The organism is Gemmobacter sp. LW-1 (genome assembly GCF_001303875.1).
In the GTDB taxonomy this organism is placed as follows: Bacteria; Pseudomonadota; Alphaproteobacteria; order Rhodobacterales; family Rhodobacteraceae; genus Gemmobacter; species Gemmobacter caeni.
The window spans coordinates 38,758-60,589 of record NZ_LJSC01000005.1 but is presented as its reverse complement, the minus strand read 5'-3'; the positions used below and the strand labels follow the sequence as shown (position 1 = coordinate 60,589).

Annotated in this window: 23 protein-coding genes; 14 read left to right on the top strand and 9 right to left on the bottom strand. The window is 63.4% G+C overall.

Going from position 1 to position 21,832, the window contains the following annotated elements:
* Nucleotides 1–3: 3 nt before the first annotated feature.
* From AO684_RS00455 to AO684_RS00445, 3 genes are all read left to right on the top strand, one after another.
* Nucleotides 4–336, top strand: a complete 333-nt coding sequence (locus tag AO684_RS00455) for a DUF1491 family protein (protein ID WP_054300770.1) — start codon at nucleotides 4–6, stop codon at nucleotides 334–336.
* A gap of 63 nt (nucleotides 337–399) precedes the next feature.
* Entirely contained in the window at nucleotides 400–1,122 is a 723-nt protein-coding gene (gene recO / locus AO684_RS00450; RefSeq protein WP_054300769.1) for a DNA repair protein RecO, read from the top strand.
* A gap of 106 nt (nucleotides 1,123–1,228) precedes the next feature.
* Nucleotides 1,229–2,446, top strand: coding sequence for an MFS transporter (locus AO684_RS00445; RefSeq protein ID WP_054300768.1), 1,218 nt, complete (start codon nucleotides 1,229–1,231; stop codon nucleotides 2,444–2,446).
* 41 nt (nucleotides 2,447–2,487) lie between these two features.
* Here the strand turns inward: AO684_RS00445 and AO684_RS00440 are convergent, their stop codons facing one another.
* A complete protein-coding gene (locus AO684_RS00440) occupies nucleotides 2,488–4,152 on the bottom strand; it encodes an acyl-CoA dehydrogenase family protein (RefSeq protein WP_054300767.1) in 1,665 nt (554 codons plus the stop codon).
* A 165-nt stretch (nucleotides 4,153–4,317) separates the two neighbouring features.
* Between AO684_RS00440 and AO684_RS00435 the strand changes: the two genes are divergently transcribed.
* Nucleotides 4,318–5,085 (top strand): sulfite exporter TauE/SafE family protein, encoded by a 768-nt coding sequence (locus tag AO684_RS00435; protein WP_235451182.1) that lies wholly within the window; start codon nucleotides 4,318–4,320, stop codon nucleotides 5,083–5,085.
* A gap of 46 nt (nucleotides 5,086–5,131) precedes the next feature.
* On the opposite strand, the gene AO684_RS00430 is transcribed toward AO684_RS00435, so the two are convergent.
* A complete protein-coding gene (locus tag AO684_RS00430; protein ID WP_054300766.1) occupies nucleotides 5,132–6,730 on the bottom strand; it encodes a phosphoenolpyruvate carboxykinase in 1,599 nt (532 codons plus the stop codon).
* A gap of 349 nt (nucleotides 6,731–7,079) precedes the next feature.
* On the opposite strand from AO684_RS00430, the gene AO684_RS00425 reads away from it, so the two are divergent.
* Genes AO684_RS00425 through AO684_RS00395 form a run of 7 tightly spaced genes read left to right on the top strand, consistent with a single transcriptional unit; the run spans nucleotide 7,080 to nucleotide 12,379 of the window.
* Nucleotides 7,080–7,781 carry a response regulator transcription factor gene (locus tag AO684_RS00425; protein ID WP_054300765.1) on the top strand — a complete coding sequence of 234 codons (702 nt, stop codon included), beginning with the start codon at nucleotides 7,080–7,082 and terminating at the stop codon, nucleotides 7,779–7,781.
* Between the two features lie 9 nt (nucleotides 7,782–7,790).
* Nucleotides 7,791–9,476: a sensor histidine kinase gene (locus AO684_RS00420; RefSeq protein ID WP_054300764.1), complete on the top strand. Its 1,686-nt coding sequence runs from the start codon at nucleotides 7,791–7,793 to the stop codon at nucleotides 9,474–9,476.
* Entirely contained in the window at nucleotides 9,454–9,912 is a 459-nt protein-coding gene (locus tag AO684_RS00415; RefSeq protein ID WP_229825213.1) for an HPr kinase/phosphorylase, read from the top strand. Before AO684_RS00420 ends, AO684_RS00415 begins: the two co-directional genes overlap by 23 nt.
* Complete coding sequence (rapZ, locus tag AO684_RS00410; protein ID WP_054300879.1) at nucleotides 9,912–10,811, top strand: RNase adapter RapZ; 900 nt, start codon at nucleotides 9,912–9,914, stop codon at nucleotides 10,809–10,811. The genes AO684_RS00415 and rapZ overlap by 1 nt, the downstream gene beginning before the upstream one ends.
* A gap of 16 nt (nucleotides 10,812–10,827) precedes the next feature.
* Nucleotides 10,828–11,247 carry a PTS sugar transporter subunit IIA gene (locus AO684_RS00405; protein ID WP_054300878.1) on the top strand — a complete coding sequence of 140 codons (420 nt, stop codon included), beginning with the start codon at nucleotides 10,828–10,830 and terminating at the stop codon, nucleotides 11,245–11,247.
* Nucleotides 11,244–11,513 carry an HPr family phosphocarrier protein gene (locus AO684_RS00400; RefSeq protein ID WP_054300763.1) on the top strand — a complete coding sequence of 90 codons (270 nt, stop codon included), beginning with the start codon at nucleotides 11,244–11,246 and terminating at the stop codon, nucleotides 11,511–11,513. The genes AO684_RS00405 and AO684_RS00400 overlap by 4 nt, the downstream gene beginning before the upstream one ends.
* A 59-nt stretch (nucleotides 11,514–11,572) precedes the next feature.
* The gene (locus AO684_RS00395; RefSeq protein ID WP_082400623.1) at nucleotides 11,573–12,379 is read left to right on the top strand and encodes a lysophospholipid acyltransferase family protein; all 807 of its coding nucleotides are present in this window, start codon (nucleotides 11,573–11,575) and stop codon (nucleotides 12,377–12,379) included.
* Between the two features lie 9 nt (nucleotides 12,380–12,388).
* Here the strand turns inward: AO684_RS00395 and AO684_RS00390 are convergent, their stop codons facing one another.
* Entirely contained in the window at nucleotides 12,389–13,264 is an 876-nt protein-coding gene (locus AO684_RS00390; protein ID WP_054300761.1) for a 3-hydroxybutyryl-CoA dehydrogenase, read from the bottom strand.
* A gap of 159 nt (nucleotides 13,265–13,423) precedes the next feature.
* Between AO684_RS00390 and AO684_RS00385 the strand changes: the two genes are divergently transcribed.
* Nucleotides 13,424–14,239 (top strand): DUF6473 family protein, encoded by an 816-nt coding sequence (locus AO684_RS00385; RefSeq protein WP_054300760.1) that lies wholly within the window; start codon nucleotides 13,424–13,426, stop codon nucleotides 14,237–14,239.
* Nucleotides 14,240–14,293: 54 nt separating this feature from the next.
* Here the strand turns inward: AO684_RS00385 and AO684_RS00380 are convergent, their stop codons facing one another.
* The 6 genes from AO684_RS00380 to AO684_RS00355 form a co-directional block, all read right to left on the bottom strand.
* Entirely contained in the window at nucleotides 14,294–15,220 is a 927-nt protein-coding gene (locus AO684_RS00380) for an electron transfer flavoprotein subunit alpha/FixB family protein (RefSeq protein ID WP_054300759.1), read from the bottom strand.
* Complete coding sequence (locus AO684_RS00375) at nucleotides 15,220–15,981, bottom strand: electron transfer flavoprotein subunit beta/FixA family protein (RefSeq protein WP_054300877.1); 762 nt, start codon at nucleotides 15,979–15,981, stop codon at nucleotides 15,220–15,222. Before AO684_RS00375 ends, AO684_RS00380 begins: the two co-directional genes overlap by 1 nt.
* Nucleotides 15,982–16,135: 154 nt before the next feature.
* On the bottom strand, nucleotides 16,136–16,708 hold the full coding sequence (locus AO684_RS00370) for a cob(I)yrinic acid a,c-diamide adenosyltransferase (RefSeq protein ID WP_054300758.1): 573 nt from the start codon (nucleotides 16,706–16,708) through the stop codon (nucleotides 16,136–16,138).
* Complete coding sequence (locus AO684_RS00365) at nucleotides 16,708–16,920, bottom strand: twin transmembrane helix small protein (protein ID WP_054300757.1); 213 nt, start codon at nucleotides 16,918–16,920, stop codon at nucleotides 16,708–16,710. The genes AO684_RS00370 and AO684_RS00365 overlap by 1 nt, the downstream gene beginning before the upstream one ends.
* Nucleotides 16,921–17,000: 80 nt before the next feature.
* Entirely contained in the window at nucleotides 17,001–17,834 is an 834-nt protein-coding gene (locus AO684_RS00360) for an SDR family NAD(P)-dependent oxidoreductase (protein ID WP_054300756.1), read from the bottom strand.
* Between the two features lie 63 nt (nucleotides 17,835–17,897).
* A complete protein-coding gene (locus tag AO684_RS00355) occupies nucleotides 17,898–18,380 on the bottom strand; it encodes an SH3 domain-containing protein (protein ID WP_054300755.1) in 483 nt (160 codons plus the stop codon).
* A gap of 139 nt (nucleotides 18,381–18,519) precedes the next feature.
* On the opposite strand from AO684_RS00355, the gene AO684_RS00350 reads away from it, so the two are divergent.
* Nucleotides 18,520–20,823, top strand: coding sequence for a DNA topoisomerase IV subunit A (locus tag AO684_RS00350; RefSeq protein WP_054300754.1), 2,304 nt, complete (start codon nucleotides 18,520–18,522; stop codon nucleotides 20,821–20,823).
* Nucleotides 20,824–20,903: 80 nt separating this feature from the next.
* The gene (locus tag AO684_RS22525; RefSeq protein ID WP_054300753.1) at nucleotides 20,904–21,818 is read left to right on the top strand and encodes a calcium-binding protein; all 915 of its coding nucleotides are present in this window, start codon (nucleotides 20,904–20,906) and stop codon (nucleotides 21,816–21,818) included.
* The last annotated feature ends 14 nt before the right edge of the window (nucleotides 21,819–21,832 follow it).

Sequence of the window (21,832 nt, the reverse complement as noted above, 5' to 3'; positions counted from 1 at the left end):
GCCATGCAGCCGCGGCTTGCCACCGATCTTTGGGTCTCCGCCTATCTTGCGCGGCTCCGGCTGGCCGATATTCCCGTCTATGTGACGGCGAAAGGCGATGCCACAGCGGGGGCCGTTGTGGTGAAATGCGCCACGCTGGACGGGCAGGCGCAGGCTTGGCAACGGAGTTATGACCTGACAGCCGACCGGCGGGTCTGGGTGATTCTGGCCGCAGGATCAGAGACGGAGGTCGATGCCGCTATTACGCGCGCGCGGCGGGGCGACCCCGATCTGTGGGTGATCGAGCTGGAAGATCGCGCTGGCCGCAGCCTTCTGGAGGAACCGGGGCTGGACTGACGACCCGCGTTAACCGCCTCTTGGCATCTTGCCGCCATTCTGGACGCATCGGATAGTGCAGGGATGGAGTGGCAGGATGAAGGCACGCTGATCGGCTCGCGCCCGCATGGCGAGACATCGGCTATTATCGAGGTATTCACGGCGCAACACGGGCGCCATGCCGGGGTGCTGCGGGGCGGCGCTTCCCGGAAGGTGGCGGCCATGCTGCAACCGGGCAGTCAGGTCACAGTGAACTGGCGCGCGCGTCTGGACGATCATCTCGGGGTCTTTCAGGCAGAGCCTCTGCGCAGCCGGGCCGGGTTGATGGCGGATCGGATGGCACTGGCGGGGCTGAATGCGATATGCGCCATGCTGCGGTTTGCCCTGCCGGAACGTGCCGCCTATCCTTTGCTTTATGGGCGAACACAGGATCTGTTGTCCCGGCTGGACGGTGCAGGCTGGGCGGCGGATTATCTGCGCTGGGAAATGCTGCTGCTGGAGGAGACGGGGTTCGGGCTTGATCTTGCGCGTTGTGCGGTGACGGGCAGCCGCGAGGATCTGGCCTATGTCAGCCCGCGTACGGGGCGGGCAGTCAGCCGGGGCGGAGCCGGCGACTGGACGCCGCGCCTGTTGCCACTTCCCCAGGGGCTGCTGGGGCAGGGGGCCATGTCAGGCACGGAGCTGGCGCAGGGCTTTGCGATCACAGGGCATTTCCTGTTGCGGGAGCTTTCTGCCCTGCATCATGGTCGGCAGCTGCCCGAAGCGCGGGCGCGGCTGATTGATCGTCTGGCGCGAGAAAGCTCATAGCGGGCCTGCTGCCTTCTCTGGTGGAATGCTACACGCGACATCCGGTGTCGCCTCCGGTCAAGACCTGCCCACCGGAACGCGGCCAAGGTCGGGGCGGGAGACGAGCATGGCCAACAAATACATACCGCTGTTCCTGCGGCATTCGCCGACGCCGCGGATTCAGAATTTCGCATTGCTGGCCGGTCTGGAGGCGGCGGTGCGTGGCACGCTCATCTCGGTCATGCCCCTTGTGATGTATGATGCCCTTCAGGATGCGGCGGCGGTCAGCCGGGCCTATTTTGTGGTCGGGCTGATCTCGATGCTCTGGGGGCTGATGGTGCCCTGGGCCACACGTTTTGTGGCCCGCCGCTGGGTCTATACGGCTGGGGCGCTGTCCTATCTGGTGGCGATGACGCTGGCGCTGGTCGGTGGCCCGGTGGCGGTGCCGCTTGCGCTGCTGGCCATGGCGCTGGCCACGGCGACCTGTTTCGTGTGTTTCAACGCCTATGTGCTGGACTATGTGGCGCGGGCTGACCTGGGGCGAACCCAAAGCCTCCAGATGGTTTATGCCGCCGCCCCCTGGGCACTGGGGCCGCTGCTTGGCGTCTGGTTGCGGGATGCCTGGCGGCCCTTGCCTTTCCTGATCGCAGGCGGCTTTGCCATTGCGCTGCTGGTCACCTTCTGGATCCTGCGTCTGGGCAACGGCAAGCAGATCCAGCGCGCGCGCGGCCCGGCCATCAACCCGCTGGCCTATCTGGGCCGGTTTTTCCGACAGCCCCGGCTGATTGCCGGCTGGCTGTTTGCGGTGCTGCGAAGCTGTGGATGGTGGGTTTATGTCGTCTACCTGCCGATCTTCTGTATCGAGGCGGGTCTGGGCGACAAGGTGGGTGGCGTGGCCCTGTCGCTGTCGAACGGGCTGCTGTTCATCACGCCGCTGATGCTGCGGTTCGTGCAGCGCCATTCGGTACGGCGCACCGTGCGGGGAGCTTTCGCGCTGTGCATGATCACCTTCTCGGCATCCGGTCTGCTGGCGGGCTGGCCATGGGTCACCGTGCTGTGCCTGCTGGCAGGTTCGATCGGGTTGGTGACACTGGACGCTGCGGGTGGTCTGCCCTTCATGCTGTCGGTCAAACCATCGGAACGGGTCGAGATGGCGGCGGTCTATTCCAGCTTCCGGGACGTTTCCGGCGTGCTGACACCCGGTGTTGCCTGGGCCGTGCTGCTGGTGGCACCGCTGTCAGGGGTGTTTCTGGCCAGCGGTCTGGGATTCGTTGCCGCCTATTTCATTGCAGGACGTCTGCATCCCCGCCTCGGGGTGGTACGGCCATCCCGAGGCGGGGTGTAGGCACAGCCAGGGGCCATCCGGCTGCGCCCGCTCTCATCCCGTCAGTCCAGCAGACGGCGGGCGATGACCTGGGCCTGAATCTCGGCGGCCCCTTCAAAGATGTTCAGGATGCGCGCATCGCAAAGGATGCGGCTGATCTGATATTCCAGCGCGAAGCCGTTGCCGCCATGGATTTGCAGCGCGTTGTCAGCAGATGCCCAGGCAACGCGGGCGCCCAGCAGCTTGGCCATGCCCGCCTCAAGATCGCAACGCTTGTCGTGATCCTTTTGCCAGGCGCTGAAATAGGTCAGTTGCCGGGCGATATTGATTTCAACCGCCATCATGGCGAGCTTGCCCGCCACGCGCGGAAACTCGATCAGCGCCTTGCCGAATTGCTTGCGGTCCTCGGCATAGCGCATGCCGGTTTCCAGCGCCGATTGCGCCACGCCGATGGCGCGGGCGGCGGTCTGGATGCGGGCGGATTCGAAGGTCTGCATCAGCTGCTTGAAGCCCTGGCCGGGCTGGCCGCCCAGCAGATTTTCGGCCTTCACCTTGAACCCGTCGAAGCCGAGTTCGTATTCCTTCATGCCGCGATAGCCCAGAACCTCGATCTCGCCGCCTGTCATGCCGGGGGTGGGGAAGGGGTTTTCGTCGGTGCCGGGAGTCTTTTCGGCAAGGAACATCGACAGGCCGCGCCAGTCGGTCGTGTCGGGTTCGGTGCGGGCCAGCAGCGTCATCACATGGGTGCGCGCGGCATGGGTGATCCAGGTCTTGTTGCCGGTAACCTCCCAGCCGTCCTCGGTGCGGACGGCGCGGGTGCGCAGGCTGCCGAGGTCAGAGCCGGTGTTCGGTTCGGTAAAGACGGCGGTGGGCAGGATCTCGCCGCTGGCGAGTTTCGGCAGCCATTGCGCCTTCTGTTCCGGTGTGCCGCCGCAGAGGATCAGCTCCGCTGCAATCTCGGACCGGGTGCCCAGTGAGCCGACGCCGATATAGCCGCGCGACAGTTCTTCGGAGACGACGACCATCGAGGCCTTGGACAGGCCGAAGCCGCCGAATTCCTCGGGGATGGTCAGGCCGAAGACGCCCATTTCGGCCAGCGCCTCGATAATGTCCATCGGGATGAGTTCATCCTTCAGGTGCCAGTCATGCGCGTTGGGAATTACCTGTTCATCGGCGAAGCGGCGGAACTGGTCGCGGATCATCTCCAGTTCTTCCTCAAGGCCGGTGGCGCCGAAGGTGGCACGGCCATGATTGTCGCGCATCAGCGCGACCAGCGCTGCCCGCGCGGCGGGGCTGTTGCCGCCGGCCATCAGGGTTTGCGCGGCCTCGCCCGGCGCCCAGTGCAGCCCGAGGTCGGACAGACGCGCGGTTTCGTTCTGCGACATCGGAATGCCGCCCGCGAGTTGTGAGAGATATTCACCAAACCCGATCTGAAGTAGCAGGGCTTCCATTTCGCCGAAGCTGCCCTGGTCGGACAGGCGCGCGGCCCAGGCGTTCAATTGGCGGAGGCTTTCCACATAGGTGGCGAGCCAGCTGAGCGTATGGGCCGCGAATTGTTCGGTTTCCAGCGCGGCGGCGGAAATCTTGCCGCCGACGGTGACGCGGGCACGCAGCGCCTCGCGCGCGTCAGTGAAAAGTGCCTCAACCTCAGGCAGGGCGGCGGCGGTCAGCGCCGTCAGATCGGCGAGACGGGGCGAATTCGGCGCGGCTTGTCCATCATGCGGCATGGCGATTCCTCGGGGTTCTGCGGTTGCGAAAGACGTAGTCCTTTCGCAGTCGCAGCGCAACAAAAATTCAAAGCATGCGTGTTGTGAGTAGGAAAGTGTCGCATCCGAATAGGCCGTGCAGTTGCCCCCCTCAACGGGTAAGCAAGGAAAAACAGGAGGGCGGGCATGGATTTCCTGATGGCGGGGCAGACGGAGGCGGTGTTCTGGGCCGCGATGGTGGTGACGCTGTTTGCGGGCTTCGTGAAAGGCGCCATCGGTTTTGCGATGCCGATGATCATGATCTCTGCCTTTTCAAGCTTCCTGCCGCCTGAACTGGCGCTGGCCGGGCTGATCCTGCCGACCGTGGTTGCCAATCTTGGTCAGGCATTCCGGCAAGGATGGCAAGCGGCGCTGGAATCCTGCCGTGCCTATTGGCGGATGATCACGGCGACGGTGGTGTTCATCGTCATTTCGGCGCAATTCGTGCGGGTCATTCCGCAGGATCTGTTCCTGTTCTGCCTTGGCCTGCCGATCACGCTGTTTGCCCTGGTGCAGCTTGCCGGGCGCAGCCTTGCGCTGAACCTCCATCACCGCAACCGAGCGGAATGGGCCTTCGGCATGGTGGGCGGGCTGTACGGCGGGATTTCCGGGGTCTGGGGGCCGCCGGTGCTGGTGTTCCTGCTGTCGGTCGATGCCGACAAGCGCGAAATGGTGCGGGTTCAGGGCGTGATCTTCCTGATCGGCGCAGTTGTGCTGACGACGGCGCATCTGCAATCGGGGGTGCTGAATGCGCGGACATTGCCGTTTTCGATGGCGCTGATCTTGCCCTCGGTGATGGGCATGGTTGCCGGGCAATGGGTGCAGGACCGGCTGGACCAGCAGCGATTCCGCTGGTGGACGCTGGTGCTTCTGGTGCTGACGGGCGCCAATCTGATGCGGCGGGCCATCATGTGAAAAGGCCCGCCTGAGCGGCGGGCCCTTCTTCAAGATCGGGTGGGCCTCAGCCGATGGCGGCGGCCTTCACGTCCTGGTCGATATAGGGCACATATTGCCCGAAGTTTTCGGCGAACATCGACACCAGTTTGGCGGCCTGCGCGTCATAGGCGGCCTTGTCGGCCCAGGTTTCCCGCGGGTTCAGCAGGGTCGCATCGACGCCCGGCACCGAAACCGGCACTTCGAAGCCAAAGTTCGGGTCCTTGCGGAATTCGACCTTCGAGAGCGAGCCGTCCAGCGCGGCGGTCAGCAGAGCGCGGGTCGCCTTGATCGGCATGCGCTTGCCGGTGCCGTGCTTGCCGCCGGTCCAGCCGGTGTTCACCAGCCAGCATTCAGCGCCGTGCTGCGCGATCTTCTCTTGCAGCAGCTTGCCATAAACCTCGGGGCGGCGCGGCATGAAGGGCGCACCGAAGCAGGTCGAGAAGGTCGGGGTCGGCTCGGTTACGCCACGCTCGGTTCCCGGCGTCTTCGAGGTGAAGCCCGACAGGAAGTGGTACATCGCCTGCGCCGGGGTCAGCCGCGCGATGGGCGGCAGCACGCCGAACGCATCGCAGGTGAGCATGATCACGTTCTTCGGATGGCCGCCCATGCCATTGTCCGAAGCATTCGAGATGTAATCCAGCGGGTAGGCGCAGCGCATGTTCTGCGTCAGGCTGGCATCATCGAAATCCAGCTCCAGCGTCTCGGGATCGTAGACCATGTTCTCGATCACGGTGCCGAACTTCGAGGTGGTGCCATAGATCTCCGGCTCGGCTTCGGCCGAGAGGTTGATCGTCTTGGCGTAGCAGCCGCCTTCGAAGTTGAAGGTGCCCTTGTCCGACCAGCCATGTTCATCATCGCCGATCAGGATGCGCGACGGATCGGCGGAAAGCGTGGTTTTGCCGGTGCCGGACAGGCCGAAGAACACGGCAGTATCCTCGGGGTTGCCAATCGCATGGTTGGCCGAGCAATGCATCGCCATCACGCCCTTTTCGGGCAGGATGTAGTTCAGCAGGGTGAAGACCGATTTCTTGTTCTCGCCGGCATAGGCGGTATTGCCGATCAGGATGAGCTTCTTTTCGAAGTTCAGCGCGATCACGGTTTCCGAGCGGCAGCCGTGTTTGGCGGGGTCGGCCTTGAAGCTGGGGCAGTTGATGATGGTGAATTCCGGCACGAAGCTGTCAAGCTCGGCCCGGTCGGGGCGGCGCAGCAGGTGACGGATGAACAGGCCATGCCAGGCGAGTTCGGTCACGACGCGCACATCCAGCCGATGCTCGGGGTCGGCCCCGGCATAGAGATCCTGCACGAAATAGTCGCGGCCCTTCATGTGTTCCAGCATGTCGGCATAGAGGCGGTCGAACGCCTCCGGTGCCATGGCGGCATTGTTTTCCCACCAGATCGTGTTTTCCACCCCGGGGGTGCGGACCACATGCTTGTCCTTGGGCGAGCGGCCGGTGAACTGGCCGGTGGTGCAGAGGAATGCACCGCCCTTGCCCAGACGCCCTTCGCCGCGCTGCACCGCCGCTTCGACAAGCGAGGGTTCGATGAAGTTGTAATAGACCGTTCCCAGACCGCTGATGCCTTGGGTTTCCAGCGTTTGGCTGGGGTTCACGCGTCCATGCGTCATTGTGCAAGCTCCCGGTGCCGCAAGCGCGGCGTCTTCAGGTTCACGTCGGCAGCCAGGGCCAAAAGGCTACCGGTCGGCCCGGACGGGCGGGTCGACACCCGCGCTATAACACGACCGTTTCGTGACGGAACAGCGCCCTTTGCATCGGTTAGCGCAACCAAGTACGGTTTAGCGCAACCATTTGTCGTCGGAACCTCAAGGTGAGACATATTAGTCATTCCTTGAACCTTTCGGGCCGATGCTTGGGGCGCTGGCGGTCCTGATTCGTGATTTCCTGTTGATTCTGGAACAAGGAAAAACCACAATGTTGTCAAAATTCATAACAACGAGCAGTACGGGAAAACCCTAGATGTCCAGGATCGCCCTTGTGGACGACGACAGGAATATCCTGACGTCGGTTTCCATGACTCTTGAGGCCGAAGGCTTTGAGGTCGAAACTTATAATGACGGTCAATCCGCGCTTGATGCCTTCAACCGGCGCCTGCCCGATATGGCGGTGCTTGATATCAAGATGCCCCGGATGGATGGTATGGATCTGCTGCAACGGCTGCGGCAGAAGACCAGCATGCCGGTGATTTTTCTTACCTCCAAGGACGATGAGATTGACGAGGTGCTGGGCCTGCGGATGGGCGCTGACGATTATGTCAAGAAGCCCTTCAGCCAGCGTCTGCTGGTCGAACGTATCCGCGCTCTGCTGCGGCGGCAGGAGGTGATCGCCACCGGCGAGGTCGCGGTGACCGAGGAAAACAAGATCATGGAGCGCGGGCAGCTTCGGATGGATCCGCTGCGGCATGCGGTGGCCTGGAAGGGGCAGGACGTGTCGCTGACGGTGACCGAATTCCTGCTGCTTCAAGCACTTGCCCAGCGGCCCGGCTTCGTGAAAAGCCGCGATCAGCTGATGGATGTGGCCTATGACGATCAGGTCTATGTCGACGACCGCACGATCGACAGCCATATCAAGCGCCTGCGCAAGAAAATGCGCGCGGCCGATCCCGACTTCTCGGCAATCGAGACGCTGTATGGCATCGGCTACCGCTATAATGAGGAGTGAGCGTCGGCCATGACCGTCGCGCGGCGGATCGGCACGAACCGGCAGGAAAACGGCACGCGCAAAAGCGAGGTGCTGATCGGTGAAGATTGGGAAAAGCCCGAGGCTCTGGCCGAGCTGGAGCTGCGGGCCCGCAGTTCCCGGCGCGGGCTTGTGGCGCTGAACCATTCTCCGCTGGCCCGCAAGATCGTGATCTTCAACATGATGGCGCTGGTCATCATGGTCGCCGGGGTTCTGTTCCTGAATCCTTTCCGCGACAGCCTTGTGCTGCAACGCGAACAGGGGCTGGTGACTGAGGCACAGCTTTCGGCCCGCGTGTTCGAGGCCAGGCTGGCGGATGGTGGCGTGCTGGATGCGGCGCTGCCGGTCGCGCCTGATCTTGGTCCGGGGGTCGAAATGCATGTCTTCGACGCCACCGGGGCGGTGGTGGCACGGGGCAGGGGCACCGCGCTTCCGGTACTGGAGGATGCGCGGGCAACGATCATCACCGATTTTCTGAACCGGTCGTGGGACTGGGTCTCCAATCTTCTGACTGCGCATGAGCCGCAACCGGGAGCGCCGGATGGCGAGGCCCTGGCGCGCGCGTTGCTGCCGGTCGCGCAGGCGGGGGAGACGGCGGTGGATACCGCTCGGACATCGGAGGGTGGCACTGTATTCTCTGTCGCCACGCCGATCCGCCAGAACGGCGCCGTTGTGGGGGTTCTGGCCCTGACTTCTGCTGAGGGCGAGATTGACCGGCTGGTCCGCTATGAACGTGAGCAGGTGTTGCAAATGTTCATTATCGCGCTGCTGGTTTCGGTCGGGCTGAGCCTCGTTCTTGCCTCGACCATTGCCAATCCGCTCAACGATCTGGCAACTGCGGCGGAACTGGGGCGCGACCGCGATGCCCGCAAGATGGCGCCGGGGCGTGTCCGCATCCCGGACCTGACCGCGCGCCCGGATGAAATCGGCCGTCTGTCGATTGCCATGCGCGGCATGGTTGCGGCGCTTTACGACCGGATCGACGCGAACGAACAGTTTGCGGCCGATGTGTCACACGAGATCAAGAACCCGCTTGCCAGCCTGCGTTCAGCGGTCGCCTCGCTGCATCTGGCGAAGCGCGATGACCAGCGTGTCCGCCTGCTGGAGGTGATTGACCATGACGTACGCAGGCTCGACCGGCTGGTCAGCGACATCTCCAATGCCTCGCGGCTGGACAGTGAACTGGTCAAGGAAGACGAAGAAGAGTTCAATCTTCTCAAAACCCTGTCGAACCTGACCGAATATCTGTCGCAGGAGGCCGTGGCGAAACAGGTCGAATTCATCACCGACCTGCCACCCGACCCGATCATCATTCGCGGCCTCGAAGGCCGACTGGCGCAGGTTTTCGTCAACCTGATCACCAATGCGATTTCCTTCTGCGACGAAGGTGATGCCGTGCGGGTCTGGGCGCGGCGGCGGGATAACCGCGTGCTGGTGGTGGTAGAAGATACCGGGCCGGGCATTCCCGAAGCGGCGCTGACCAAGGTATTCAAGCGCTTCTATTCGGAACGACCGCAGGGGGATTTTGGCAATCACTCTGGCCTTGGTCTTGCGATTTCCAAGCAAATCGTCGAGGCGCATGGCGGCGTGATCTGGGCCGAGAACATCCGCCCGACCGACGCCGATATCACCTCCGAGCCACTGGGGGCCCGTTTTGTCGTCGGCCTCCCGGTCTGACGGCGGGGGCGCGGCGCCGTCCGGGCTGATCCATGGCTCCTGTGTTGCGGTCGGCGGGCAGGGGCTGTTGATCCTTGGGCCGTCAGGCAGCGGCAAATCCAGCCTCGCGTTGCGTATGATGGCATCGGGGGCCACGCTGGTCGCCGATGACCAGGTTCAGATGCGGCGCGAGGGGGAGGATGTGATCGCCTCTCCGCCCCCCCGTCTTGCCGGCATGATCGAGGCGCGTGGCGTCGGCCTTCTGCATGCGGCGCATGTAAGTGGGGTGAAACTGCGGCTGGTGACCGACCTGTCGCGCCCCGAGACGGATCGGCTGCCGCCGCAACGACACATCCCCGTGCTTGGTCGTGCGCTCGACCTTGTGTTGGGGTGCGGTAACCCTCATCTTGAATATGCGCTTCTGCAATGGTTGCGGGGCGAAGGAAGGGTTGGATGATGGACGGCGCCACCGCCAAATCGGGGGATTTCCGCATCGTGCTGGTGACCGGCCCGTCGGGTGCCGGTCGGTCCACGGCCATTCACGCTCTGGAGGATCTGGGCTATGAGGTCATCGATAACCTGCCGCTGAGCCTGATCCCGCGCGTGCTGGATGGCCCGCCGCTGGGGCGGCCTATCGCGCTGGGCATTGACGTCCGCAACCGCGAGTTCAGTGCAACGGCGCTGATCGAGCTGGTCGATACGCTGACCGCCGACCCCTGGGTGGATCTGGAGCTTCTGTATCTGGATTGCGCACCGGCCGAACTGATCCGCCGATATTCGGAAACCCGGCGGCGGCATCCGCTTGCCGCAGCGGAAACCCCGGCCTTGGGCATTGACCGCGAGATTGATCTGCTGGCACCGATTCGCGTTCGCGCCGACCATCTGATCGACACGACCGAGATGTCACCGCATGATCTGAAGGCCGAGATCGCGGAATGGTTTCGTGGCGAAGGGGCGCCGGGACTTGCGGTTTCGCTGCAAAGCTTCAGCTACAAACGTGGGGTGCCGCGCGGGCTGGACATGATCTTTGATTGCCGGTTTCTCAACAATCCGCACTGGCAGCCCGAATTGCGCGCTCTGGACGGGAGAAATCCGCAGGTTGCGGCTTATGTGGCCGACGATCCGCGATTTCAGGAATACACGTCAAAATTGCGCGATCTGATCCTGTTTCTTCTGCCGGAACAAACGGCCGAGGGGAAGGCGCATCTGAGTATCGGCTTCGGCTGTACCGGCGGGCAACATCGTTCTGTCGCCGTAGCGGAATTCATGGCCAATGCACTTGCAGAAGCCGGCTGGGCGGTGTCAAAACGACACAGGGAACTTGAAAGACGGTCCGCCGGGGGGCGACCGCAATGATCTGGGTGATCGGGGTTTGATCGGTATTGTGATCGTGGCGCACGGCGGTCTGGCACGGGAGTATCTCGCTGCTGTCGAACACGTCGTGGGCGCGCAGCAGGCAATGAGCGCCATTGCCATCGAGGACGAACACGACCGTGGCGCCAAATCGGCCGAGATTTGCGCTGCTGCCGACGCAGTGGACCGGGGCGAGGGCGTCGTGGTGGTGACCGATATGTTCGGTGGATCGCCGTCGAACCTGTCGCTTCCCGCCTGTGCCGCGCGCAACCGGCGCATTCTTTATGGTGCGAACCTGCCCATGCTGATCAAGCTGACCAAATCACGCGACCTTCCGCTTGCGGAAGCGGTAAGTCTGGCGCTGGACGCCGGGCGCAAGTATATCAACAGCCTTGATCTGGGCGGGGAACCCGCGCCGGGGCAGGGGGGGAATGCATGATCAGTCGCGAGTTGCGCATCGTCAACGAGAAGGGGCTGCATGCCCGCGCTTCGGCCAAGTTCGTGGAATGTGTCGAGGAATATGATGCGCGCGCCGAGGTTTCCAAAGACGGAATGACGGTTTCAGGTGACTCGATCATGGGTCTTCTGATGCTGGGTGCCTCGCGCGGGACGTCGATTTCTGTCGTGACCGAAGGCCCGCAGGCCGAGGCGCTGTGCGAGGCCCTGTCGGCTCTGGTCGCCAACCGCTTTGGCGAAGACAGGTGACGGGGCCGAAAACCGTGACCGAACCCACCCCGCGCCCGACGGACGAGCGCCAGTATGACATGCGCCGCCTGTCATATGCAGGCACCTTCACGAATCCGTTCAAGGCAGGCACAATCCGCGCGATTGAATGGCTGACGGCCAAGATCACGCTCCTGCGGCTGATCCGCCAGTTCGAGCGTTCGGGTGCCCCGTTTGGCGCCCCGTTCTGGCCCAAGGCGATCCGCCAGATGGGGATCGAGATCCAGACCCCGTCGGACGAGATTGCCCGTATTCCCGCGACCGGCCCTGTGGTCGTGGTGGCCAACCATCCGCATGGGCTGGTCGACGGCATGGTGATGGCTGAAATGGTGTCGCGCGTGCGGCCGGATTTCAAGATCCTGACCCGCTCGCTGCTGACAGGCATCCCCGAGATCGAGGAATTCATGATCCCGGTCCCCTTCCCGCATGAGGAAAACGCGCGCGAGGCGGGGCTGGAGATGCGGGCGCTGACCATGGCGCATCTGAAGAGTGGCGGGCTGGTCATCCTGTTCCCGGCGGGCAAGGTGGCGGTATCAGAGGGCTGGTTCGGTCCGGCGATCGAGCCGGAATGGAACCCCTTCACCCACAAGATGATCATGCGTTCCGGCGCAACTGTGGTGCCGATCCATTTCACCGGGCAGAACAGCCGCGCGTATCAGATTGCCGACAAGTTGTCGGCGACGCTCCGGCAGGGGCTGCTGCTTTATGAAATCAAGCGCGCGCTGTTCAAGCCGCAGCGGCCTTTCATCGGGCAGCCGATCCCGCCCGAGGCGCTGAAGGAATGGGAAAGCAATCCGCGTGGCTTCCTTGCCTGGCTGCGGCAGCTGACCCTCGATCTTGGACGCTGAGCCGAAGGCTCAGCGCGTCGGGACCGGCGTGTCTCCCCGGTAATCATAGAAGCCCCGGCCGGATTTGCGGCCCAGCCAGCCCGCCTCCACATACTTCGTCAGCAGCGGGCAGGGACGGTATTTCGTATCCGCCAGCCCGTCATGCAGTACGTTCATGATGGCGAGGCAGGTATCCAGCCCGATGAAATCCGCCAGCTCCAGCGGACCCATCGGGTGATTGGCACCCAGCTTCATCGATTCGTCGATGGAGCGGACGTTGCCCACGCCCTCATACAGCGTATAGACCGCCTCATTGATCATCGGCACCAGAATGCGGTTCACGATGAAGGCCGGGAAATCCTCGGCCGAGGCGGCGGTTTTGCCCAGCTTGTTCACCACGGCCAACAGCGCCTCATAGGTCGGCTGGTCGGTGGCGATGCCACGGATCAGCTCTACCAACTGCATCACCGGCACGGGGTTCATGAAGTGGAACCCCATGAATTTTTCCGGGCGGTCGGTCCGGCTGGCGAGGCGCGTGATGGAAATGGACGAGGTGTTCGAGGTCAGGATTGTCGTAGGTTTCAGATGCGGCAGCAGCGCGTCGAAAATCTGCTGCTTGACCGTTTCACGCTCTGTTGCCGCCTCGATCACCAGATCGGTCTGGCCCAGATCCGTCAGGGTCAGCGTGGTCTTGATGCGCGCCATGGCGGCGGCCTTGTCCTCGGCCGAAACCTTGCCCCGTCCGACCTGACGCTCAAGGTTCTTGTCGATGGTGGTGACAGCCTTTTCAAGGCTTTCGGCACTGATGTCGTTCAGCAGCACCTCATAGCCCGCCAGCGCAAACACATGCGCGATCCCGTTGCCCATCTGTCCGGCGCCGATCACGCCCACCGTCTCGATTGTCATTCACGCCTCCACCAGTGTCCCCGGAACCTTATGCGCGGGAACGGGATGGGCGCAAGCCGGGAACGGATACAAGAAATTTGAAGCGAATGCCGGGGTTAGCGGTTTGGCAAGAACTGCGGCGCAATCTGGACGCGGGTGTAAAAGACATGGGTGGGACCAATGAGTTTTACTGGACCGGGCGCTGGTGCGCCGGATTATGCGCCATGCCGGTATGGCGCGTCGAAGCTGAGCTTCCGCGGGCCAGCCGCGCGACTGGATCAACCCTACTGGGCGATGCTGGGCGGGACGATGACCTACGGAAAATTCGTCGAACATGCCTATCCGGCGCTGGTTGCCCGCGCGACAGGTCATGCTGTGGTGAATCTGGGGATCCCCAACGCGGGCGTCGACGCCTATCTGGGGGACCCGGAAGTGCTTGCCATCGCGGCAGGCGCCGAGGCGGTGGTGCTTCAGATTCCAGGGGCGCAGAATCTGAGCAATCGTTACTACCGGGTGCATCCCCGGCGCAATGATCGCTTTCTGACCGCGCGCCCTTTGCTGCGGATGCTGTTCCGCGAGGTCGACTTTACCGAGTTCAACTTCACCCGGCATATGCTGACCGAATTGCGCCGGGTCTCTCCCCTTCGGTTCGAGCGTGTTGCCGATGAGTTGCGCGCTGCCTGGCTGGAGCGGATGCAAGCGCTGATCGAAGTGCTGGCGGTGCCGGTGACGCTGCTATGGGCGGGGGAGAACCCGCCACCGGTCGGCGGTGTGGACATGGCAGCCGACCCGCTGCTGGTGACACGGGCCATGGTGGATGCGCTGCGGCCCGCAGCAGCGGCCTATGTCGAGGTCATCATCAGCGCAGAGGCGCGGGCGCAGGGGACGGAGGGAATGTTGTTTTCCGCGCTGGATCTGCCCGCTGCCCGGCTGTTGCCGGGGCCTGCCGCGCATGCAGAGGTCGCGGCGCATCTGGCGGCCTTGTTGGCGCGATAAGAAATGAAAAGGCCGCGCAGATCGCGCGGCCTCTCCTTCACATCCCTTTCGGGATCAGAGTTTGTCGGTCATTTCCGGTACGGCGGTGAAGAGGTCCGCGACGAGGCCGTAGTCTGCGACCTGGAAGATCGGGGCTTCTTCATCCTTGTTGATGGCGACGATGACCTTCGAGTCCTTCATGCCGGCGAGGTGCTGGATGGCGCCCGAGATGCCGACGGCGACATAAAGCGCGGGGGCGACGACCTTGCCGGTCTGACCCACCTGCCAGTCGTTCGGCGCATAGCCCGAATCGACGGCCGCGCGCGAGGCGCCCACAGCAGCGCCGAGCTTGTCGGCCAGCTTTTCGATCAGCGCGAAATCGGCTTCCGAGCCTACACCGCGGCCGCCCGAGACGACGATCTTCGCCGAGGTCAGTTCCGGGCGATCCGACGCCGCCACCTTGTCTTCCACCCAGGACGACAGCCCCTCGGCCGTCGCACCCGAGACCTTCTCGACCGACGCCGAACCGCCGGTGCCTGCCGCCGCGAAAGCCGCCGTCCGCACGGTGAAGACCTTCACCTTGTCGCCGGATTTCACGGTCTGGATGGCGTTGCCCGCATAGATCGGACGCTCGAACGTGTCGGCGTCGACCACGGCGGTCACATCCGACAGCACCATCACATCCAGAAGCGCCGCAACACGCGGCAGCACGTTCTTCGCCGCAGCGGTCGCCGGGGCGCAGATGTGGCTGTAGTTGCCAGCCAGACCCACAACCAGAGCCGCCGTCGCTTCAGCCATGCCATGGCAATAGTCGTGCCCGTCGGCGAACAGTACCTTGGTCACGCCAGCAAGGCCCGCAGCCTCGGCCGCTGCCGCATCGCCGCCTTCACCGGCCACGAGAACGTGGATTTCGCCCAGACCGGCTACGGCCGTCAAGGTTTTCGCAACCGAATCGGTGGCAAGCTGGCCACCATTCACATCGGCCAGAAGGAGAACAGCCATCAGATCACCCCCGCTTCGTCTTTCAGTTTCGCGATCAGCTCGTCGACCGAACCGACCTTCACGCCTGCCTTCCGCCCGGCGGGTTCGACGGTCTTCACCACGGTCAGGCGCGGCGTGACGTCGACGCCGAAATCGGCAGCGGTCTTTTCTTCCAGCGGCTTCTTCTTCGCTTTCATGATGTTCGGAAGCGAGGCATAGCGCGGCTCGTTCAGGCGCAGGTCCACGGTCACAACTGCGGGCAGCTTCACCTTGATGGTCTGAAGCCCGCCGTCGACCTCGCGCGTCACCGTCGCGCTGTCGCCGTCCACTGCCAGTTCACTGGCGAAGGTCGCCTGCGACCAGCCCAGCAGCGCCGACAGCATCTGGCCGGTGGCGTTCATGTCATTGTCGATCGCCTGCTTGCCGGCCAGAACCAGACCCGGCTCTTCGGCCTTCACCACGGCTGCGAGGATCTTCGCAACCGCCAGCGGCTCGATGTCGGTATGCACGTCCGAAGCCGCCTCGACCAGGATCGCGCGGTCCGCGCCCATTGCCAGCGCCGTCCGCAGCGTTTCCTGCGCCTGTTTCACGCCAATGGACACCACGACGATCTCCGACGCGGTCCCCTTTTCCTTCAGACGGATCGCCTCTTCCACCGCGATCTCGTCAAACGGGTTCATCGACATCTTCACATTCGCCAGATCAACCCCGCTCCCGTCCGCTTTCACGCGAACCTTCACGTTGTAGTCAATCACGCGTTTGACAGGTACCAAAACCTTCATCAGCGGCAATCTCCCAGATTCCCGACCCCGCGGGGTCTTTCCAAGCTCTCCGCAGCGTTGTTAGCCCGTGCCGCATCCGGAAAACAATCCAAAAGCGACGCGGTGATGGCGCACGACGCCGCGTCATTGACGTTAGGTCAGGCCCCCCGCGCGCTTAACGCGACTGGCCTGGCACCCAGAGGATGTCGGCCCGGCCATCATCATTCGCGATGCGGGCGGCAACGAAAAACCAGTCGCTGAGGCGATTGAGGTATTTCACGGCTTCCGGGTTCACATCCTCGACCCCTGCAAGTTCCACCGCCAGCCGTTCAGCCCGGCGCGATACCGTGCGGCAGAGGTGCAGACAGGCGGCAAGCGCGCTGCCCCCCGGCAGGATGAAGCTGCGCAGCGGCTCCAGCTTCGCGTTCATCGCGTCGATCTCGGTCTCCAGCCGGGCGACCTGGGTGGCGATGATGCGCAGGGGCACATAGCCGGCCTCGTGATCCTTCGCCATATCGGGGCGGCACAGATCGGCGCCCAGATCGAACAGATCATTCTGAATGCGCTTCAGCGCCGCGTCCATGTCGCCGGTCGCGTGCAGCCGGGCCAGTCCGATGGTCGCATTGGTTTCATCCACCGTGCCATAGGCCTGCACGCGGGCATCATGCTTGGCAACCCGCGCACCGTTTCCAAGCGCGGTCTGTCCCGCGTCGCCGGTCCGGGTGTAGATTTTCGACAGAACGACCATCACATGCCTCCACGTTGATGCAGCCATGCGAAAAGAACGATCAGCAGCACCGCGATGGCTTGCGCGATGATGCGATAGCGCATCAGGCGGTTGGCATGTTTGCGGTTGAAATCGCCGCCCTTGGCAAAGCCGCCAATACCGATCATCAGCACGATCAGCACGACAAAGCTTGCCCCGGCGGCAAGCAGGAAAAGCGGGTCTTTCAGAAGCATGGCATTTCCTTCCTGAGCTTGCCGCAGATGTAGCGACCCCGGCGCGAAAGGCGAGGGCTTTCTTGTCCCGGGGCCTGATTTCAGCCCTTGGCGATCAGCCAGTCCAGTACCCGCGTCGGCAGGATCCGGCGCGCGGTGCCCATCAGATGCGTGGCTTTGGTGACATAGTAGCGCGGACGCGGGCGCGGGCTTTCCAGCGCGTGAATCAGTTTTGCGGTGACGGCGGAGCAGGGCAGTTCAAACAGGTCGGGCCTGGTGCGTTCGTTGTAAAGGCGGCCAAGAAGCGTGCGATATTCCTCGGCGCGGGCCGAATTTTCCCAGTCGATCCACTTCTCGAAATGGGGGATCGAGTTCTGACGGATGCGGGTGGGAATCGGGCCCGGCTCGATCAGGATGACCTCGATGCCGGTGCCCTGCATCTCGATCCGCAGCACATCGGTCAGCCCTTCCAGCGCGAATTTCGTGGCAACATAGGCGCCGCGCCATTTCATCCCGACCAGTCCGAGGACCGAGGAACAGTTGATGATTCGTCCATGTCCCTGTGCCCGCATCAACGGGATCACCCGGCGGTTGAGGTCGTGATACCCGAACAGATTGACCTCGAAAATTTCGCGCAGCGCGGCGCGGGGCAGGTCTTCGGTCGCACCGGGACAGGCGAAGGCGCCGTTGTTGTAAAGTGCGTCCAGCCGTCCGCCGGTGCGGCTTTTTACCTCGTCCACGGCTGCCGCGATGCTGGTCTCGTCAGCATAGTCCAGCACGAAGCTTTCCAGTCCCTCGCCGCGCAGACGGGCGCAATCAGCCTCCTGCCTGCAGGTGGCAAAGACGCACCAGCCGCGTGCTTTTAAACCCCGCGCTGCATCAAGCCCGATGCCGGACGAACAGCCTGTGATCAGGACGGTACGGGGGGTGGTCATGCGCTGCTCCGGGGTTTTTCCCCGGATTAGGCGCTGACCGGGCGCATTGCAATGCGCTTGGAGTCAGGGGGCGGTAGCGGACAGCAGATCGCCCGAGACGAAGCCGGAAATCCCGTCCCCCTCGATCACGATATGAACCCAGCCGTTATCCTCGACCCACATGACACGGATCGCCTCGCCACGGGTCAGACGTTCGACCACGGGAAACTCCGTGGATGGCCCTTCGCGCACATTCACCGCGCGGGCGCTGACATAGCGAATCTTTGCCTCGGGCTCGGTCGCTTCCGGTTCGGGCAGTTCGGCCACGGGTTTGATCAGAGGCAGTACGACCGGCAGATGGGCGGCGGCGGGTTGTGCCGCGGCCTCGGGGGTATAGGCGGCTTCAATCACCGCAGCCGGTTGTGCCGGGCTTGTGATCCGTGGGGCGGGCGCTTGGGCAAGGCTGTCCTGTGCGACGAGACCAGGGCGCAATTGGCCGTGATCCTCTCCTCCGATAAGGAGAATGGCGAACATTCCCGCGCAAAGAAAAGCCAGCAGCCGCAGCATCACAAATCCCAACCTGAATCACTCGGACCTGCCCGCATTATCACAGAAGTTTACGGTTTCGTGTGGAAAAAAGCGGCGGTTTTCCCCCTGACGGCAAATCCGGCTGGACCGGCGCGCGGGCCGCGATTACACCACATCCATGAGCAAGGAACCCGAGACCCCCAAGATCGAGCCCGTCACCGTGTCGGAGCCGCTGCGTCGCGCCATCGGCGAGCGCTATCTGACCTATGCGTTGTCGACCATCATGCACCGGGCGCTGCCCGATGCGCGCGACGGGCTGAAGCCGGTGCATCGGCGGATTCTCTGGGCGATGCGGCGGCTGCGGCTCAGCCCGACGGGCGGGTTTCTGAAATCCGCCAAGATCGCGGGCGACACGATGGGGGACTTTCACCCCCATGGCGATGCGGCGATCTATGACGCGATGGTGCGGCTCGCGCAGGATTTCAACATGCGCTATCCGCTCGTCGACGGGCAGGGCAACTTTGGCAATATCGACGGCGACAATGCCGCCGCCAGCCGTTACACGGAGGCGCGGATCACCGCGCTGACCGAGGCGCTGATGGAAGGGATCGACGAAACCGCCGTTGATTTCCGCCCGAACTATGATGGCCGTCTGGAAGAGCCTGCGGTGCTGCCTTCGGCCTTCCCGAATCTTCTGGCCAACGGCGCCAGCGGCATTGCGGTCGGTATGGCGACCAATATCCCTCCGCATAACCTGCACGAGCTGATCGATGCCTGTCAGGCGATGATTGCCGACCCCGATGTGTCGGACGAGGAACTGGTGAAGCTGGTGCCTGGCCCCGATTTCCCGACCGGCGGTGTGATCGTGGAACCGCGCGACAGCATCCTTGACGCCTATCGCACGGGGCGCGGGGCTTTCCGCCTGCGCGCCCGCTGGGCGGTGGAGGATCTGGGGCGCGGCCAGTGGCAGATCGTCGTGACCGAGATCCCCTATCAGGTGCAGAAATCCAAGCTGATCGAGCGTCTGGCCGAGGTCATCACCACAAAGAAGGTGCCCGCTCTGGCCGATGTGCGTGACGAAAGCGCCGAGGATGTGCGCATCGTGCTGGAACCGCGCGTTCGCACCATTGATCCTGACATGCTGATGGGGATGCTGTTCAAGAACAGCGATCTTGAGGTCCGCTTCAGCCTGAACATGAACGTGCTGATCGACGGGCGTGTGCCGAAAGTGTGCAGCCTGAAGGATGTGCTGCGCGCTTTCCTCGATCACCGGCGCGAGGTTCTGACCCGCCGCACCCAGCACCGGATCGAGAAGATCGACCACCGGCTTGAAATCCTTGAAGGGTTCATCATCACCTTCCTGAACCTCGACCGGGTGATTGACATCATCCGCTATGACGAGGACCCGAAGGCGGCGCTGATGGCCGAAAGCTGGGGCAAGAAGCACCGGCGGGCGACCTCTGAGGCCGATTATGTGCCGCCGAAACCCGGCAAGGGTGAACTGACCGAAGTGCAGGCCGAAGCCATTCTCAACATGCGGCTGCGCAGTCTGCGCCGGCTGGAAGAGATGGAACTTGTTGCCGAACGGGATGAACTGCGCGCCGAACGCGAGGATCTCATGGCCCTTTTGGGGGATCCGGGCCTGCAATGGCAGCGTATCGGCCGTGATCTGGCCGGGGTGCAGGTGCAATTCGGCAAGAATACCGAGGCAGGCCGCCGTCGCAGCACCTTCGCCGATCTGGCCGAGGTCGAGGAAGTGCCGCTGGAGGCCATGATCGAGCGCGAGCCGATCACGGTGATCTGCTCCAGGATGGGCTGGATCCGGGCCATGAAAGGCCACCAGCCGCTCGACATCGACGCCAAGTTCAAGGATGGCGACGAGGGCCGCTTCATCTTCCATGCCGAGACGACGGACCGGATTCTGGTCGTTGGCGCCAATGGCCGCTTCTACACGCTGCTGGGGGCCAATCTGCCGGGCGGACGTGGTATGGGCGAACCCGTGCGCCTGATGATCGACCTGCCGAACGACGCCGATATCACCGATCTCATGGTGTGGCGCGGGGGGGAAAAGCTTCTGGTGGCCTCGACCGCCGGAGACGGGTTCATCGTGCCTTCGGACGAGGTGGTGGCTCAGACGCGCGCGGGCAAGCAGGTGCTGACCGTAAAGGATGGCATCCGCACCGCGCTTTGCCGCCGCATCCGGGGCGATCATGTCGCTGTGGTGGGCGAAAATCGCAAATTGCTGGTTTTCCCACTGTCCGAACTGCCGGAAATGGCGAAGGGCAAGGGCGTCAGGTTGCAAAAGTACAAGGATGGTGGGCTGAGCGATGCCATCACCTTCTCGCTTGCGGACGGCCTGAGCTGGAAAGACCCGGCAGGTCGCACGAGGACCGAAACCGATCTGACCCAGTGGAAGGGTGGCCGAGCCGCTGCGGGCGCCATGGCGCCCCGTGGCTTCCCCCGCGACAACCGTTTTACCTGATCAGGGGAAATCGGGGTAAAACCAGTTGACGCATCACCCTCGGGGCGCGACCATTCGCTCCGATATTTCAGGAGGGCGTGATGGCGCGACTCGTTTTTACTCCGAATCGGGCGGTTCCCTATTTCGATATGTTCGAAATCCGCTCGTCTTTTTCTGAGCGGGTTTTTGGCTATGATTTCGTGAATGCCCAGAGCACGGCGCTGACCGTCTACGATTCCGGCTCGGATTCGCTGACCTTTTCGGGGCGGGGGCTGGCTTATCAGTTTTCCGGTGCCAATCTGGTCGCCGTTACCGGCGGGCGGCTGCAAGGGATTACATGGAAGGTCGATGGCGATACCGTGCTGAAGCTGAGCGGCCTCAGCATCCCGGCGGCGCAGTTTGCAGATCATCTGATCCGCGACGATTCGGCAGCAGCGGTGAACAAGCTTCTTGCCGGGAATGACACGATCATCGCCGGGGCAGGCAGTGACGCCCTTCTTGCTGGCGGGGGGCGCGACCGGGTTGAGGCGCGGGGCGGCGATGATCGCGTTTATGGCGGCGCAGGCAGCGACACGTTGCTGGGGCAGGCGGGCAGCGACAATCTGGTCGGGGAGGCCGGGAATGATCGTCTGTCAGGCGGCAGCGGCAATGATGCCCTGTCCGGCGGTGCGGGGCATGATACGCTGATTGGCGGTGCGGGATCGGATCAGTTCGTCTTCGATACCCGTCCGGGGGACGCGCATTTTGACACGATCCAGGATTTCCAGTCTTCGCGCGACATGATCCTGCTCGACAATGATGTCTTCAGGGCATTCAGCATGATCGGCGGCAGCCTGCCGGAGGATATGCTGACCTTCGGTCTGCGCGCCCGCGATGCCGATGATCACCTGATCTATCACCGGGCGAGCGGCAGGCTCTGGTATGATGCGGACGGGGTGGGCGGCCGGGCCAAGGTGCTGGTGGCCGAAGTGACGGATGGCACCCGGCTCAATGCCGATCACTTCCAGATCATCTGACTGCAAATGAAAAG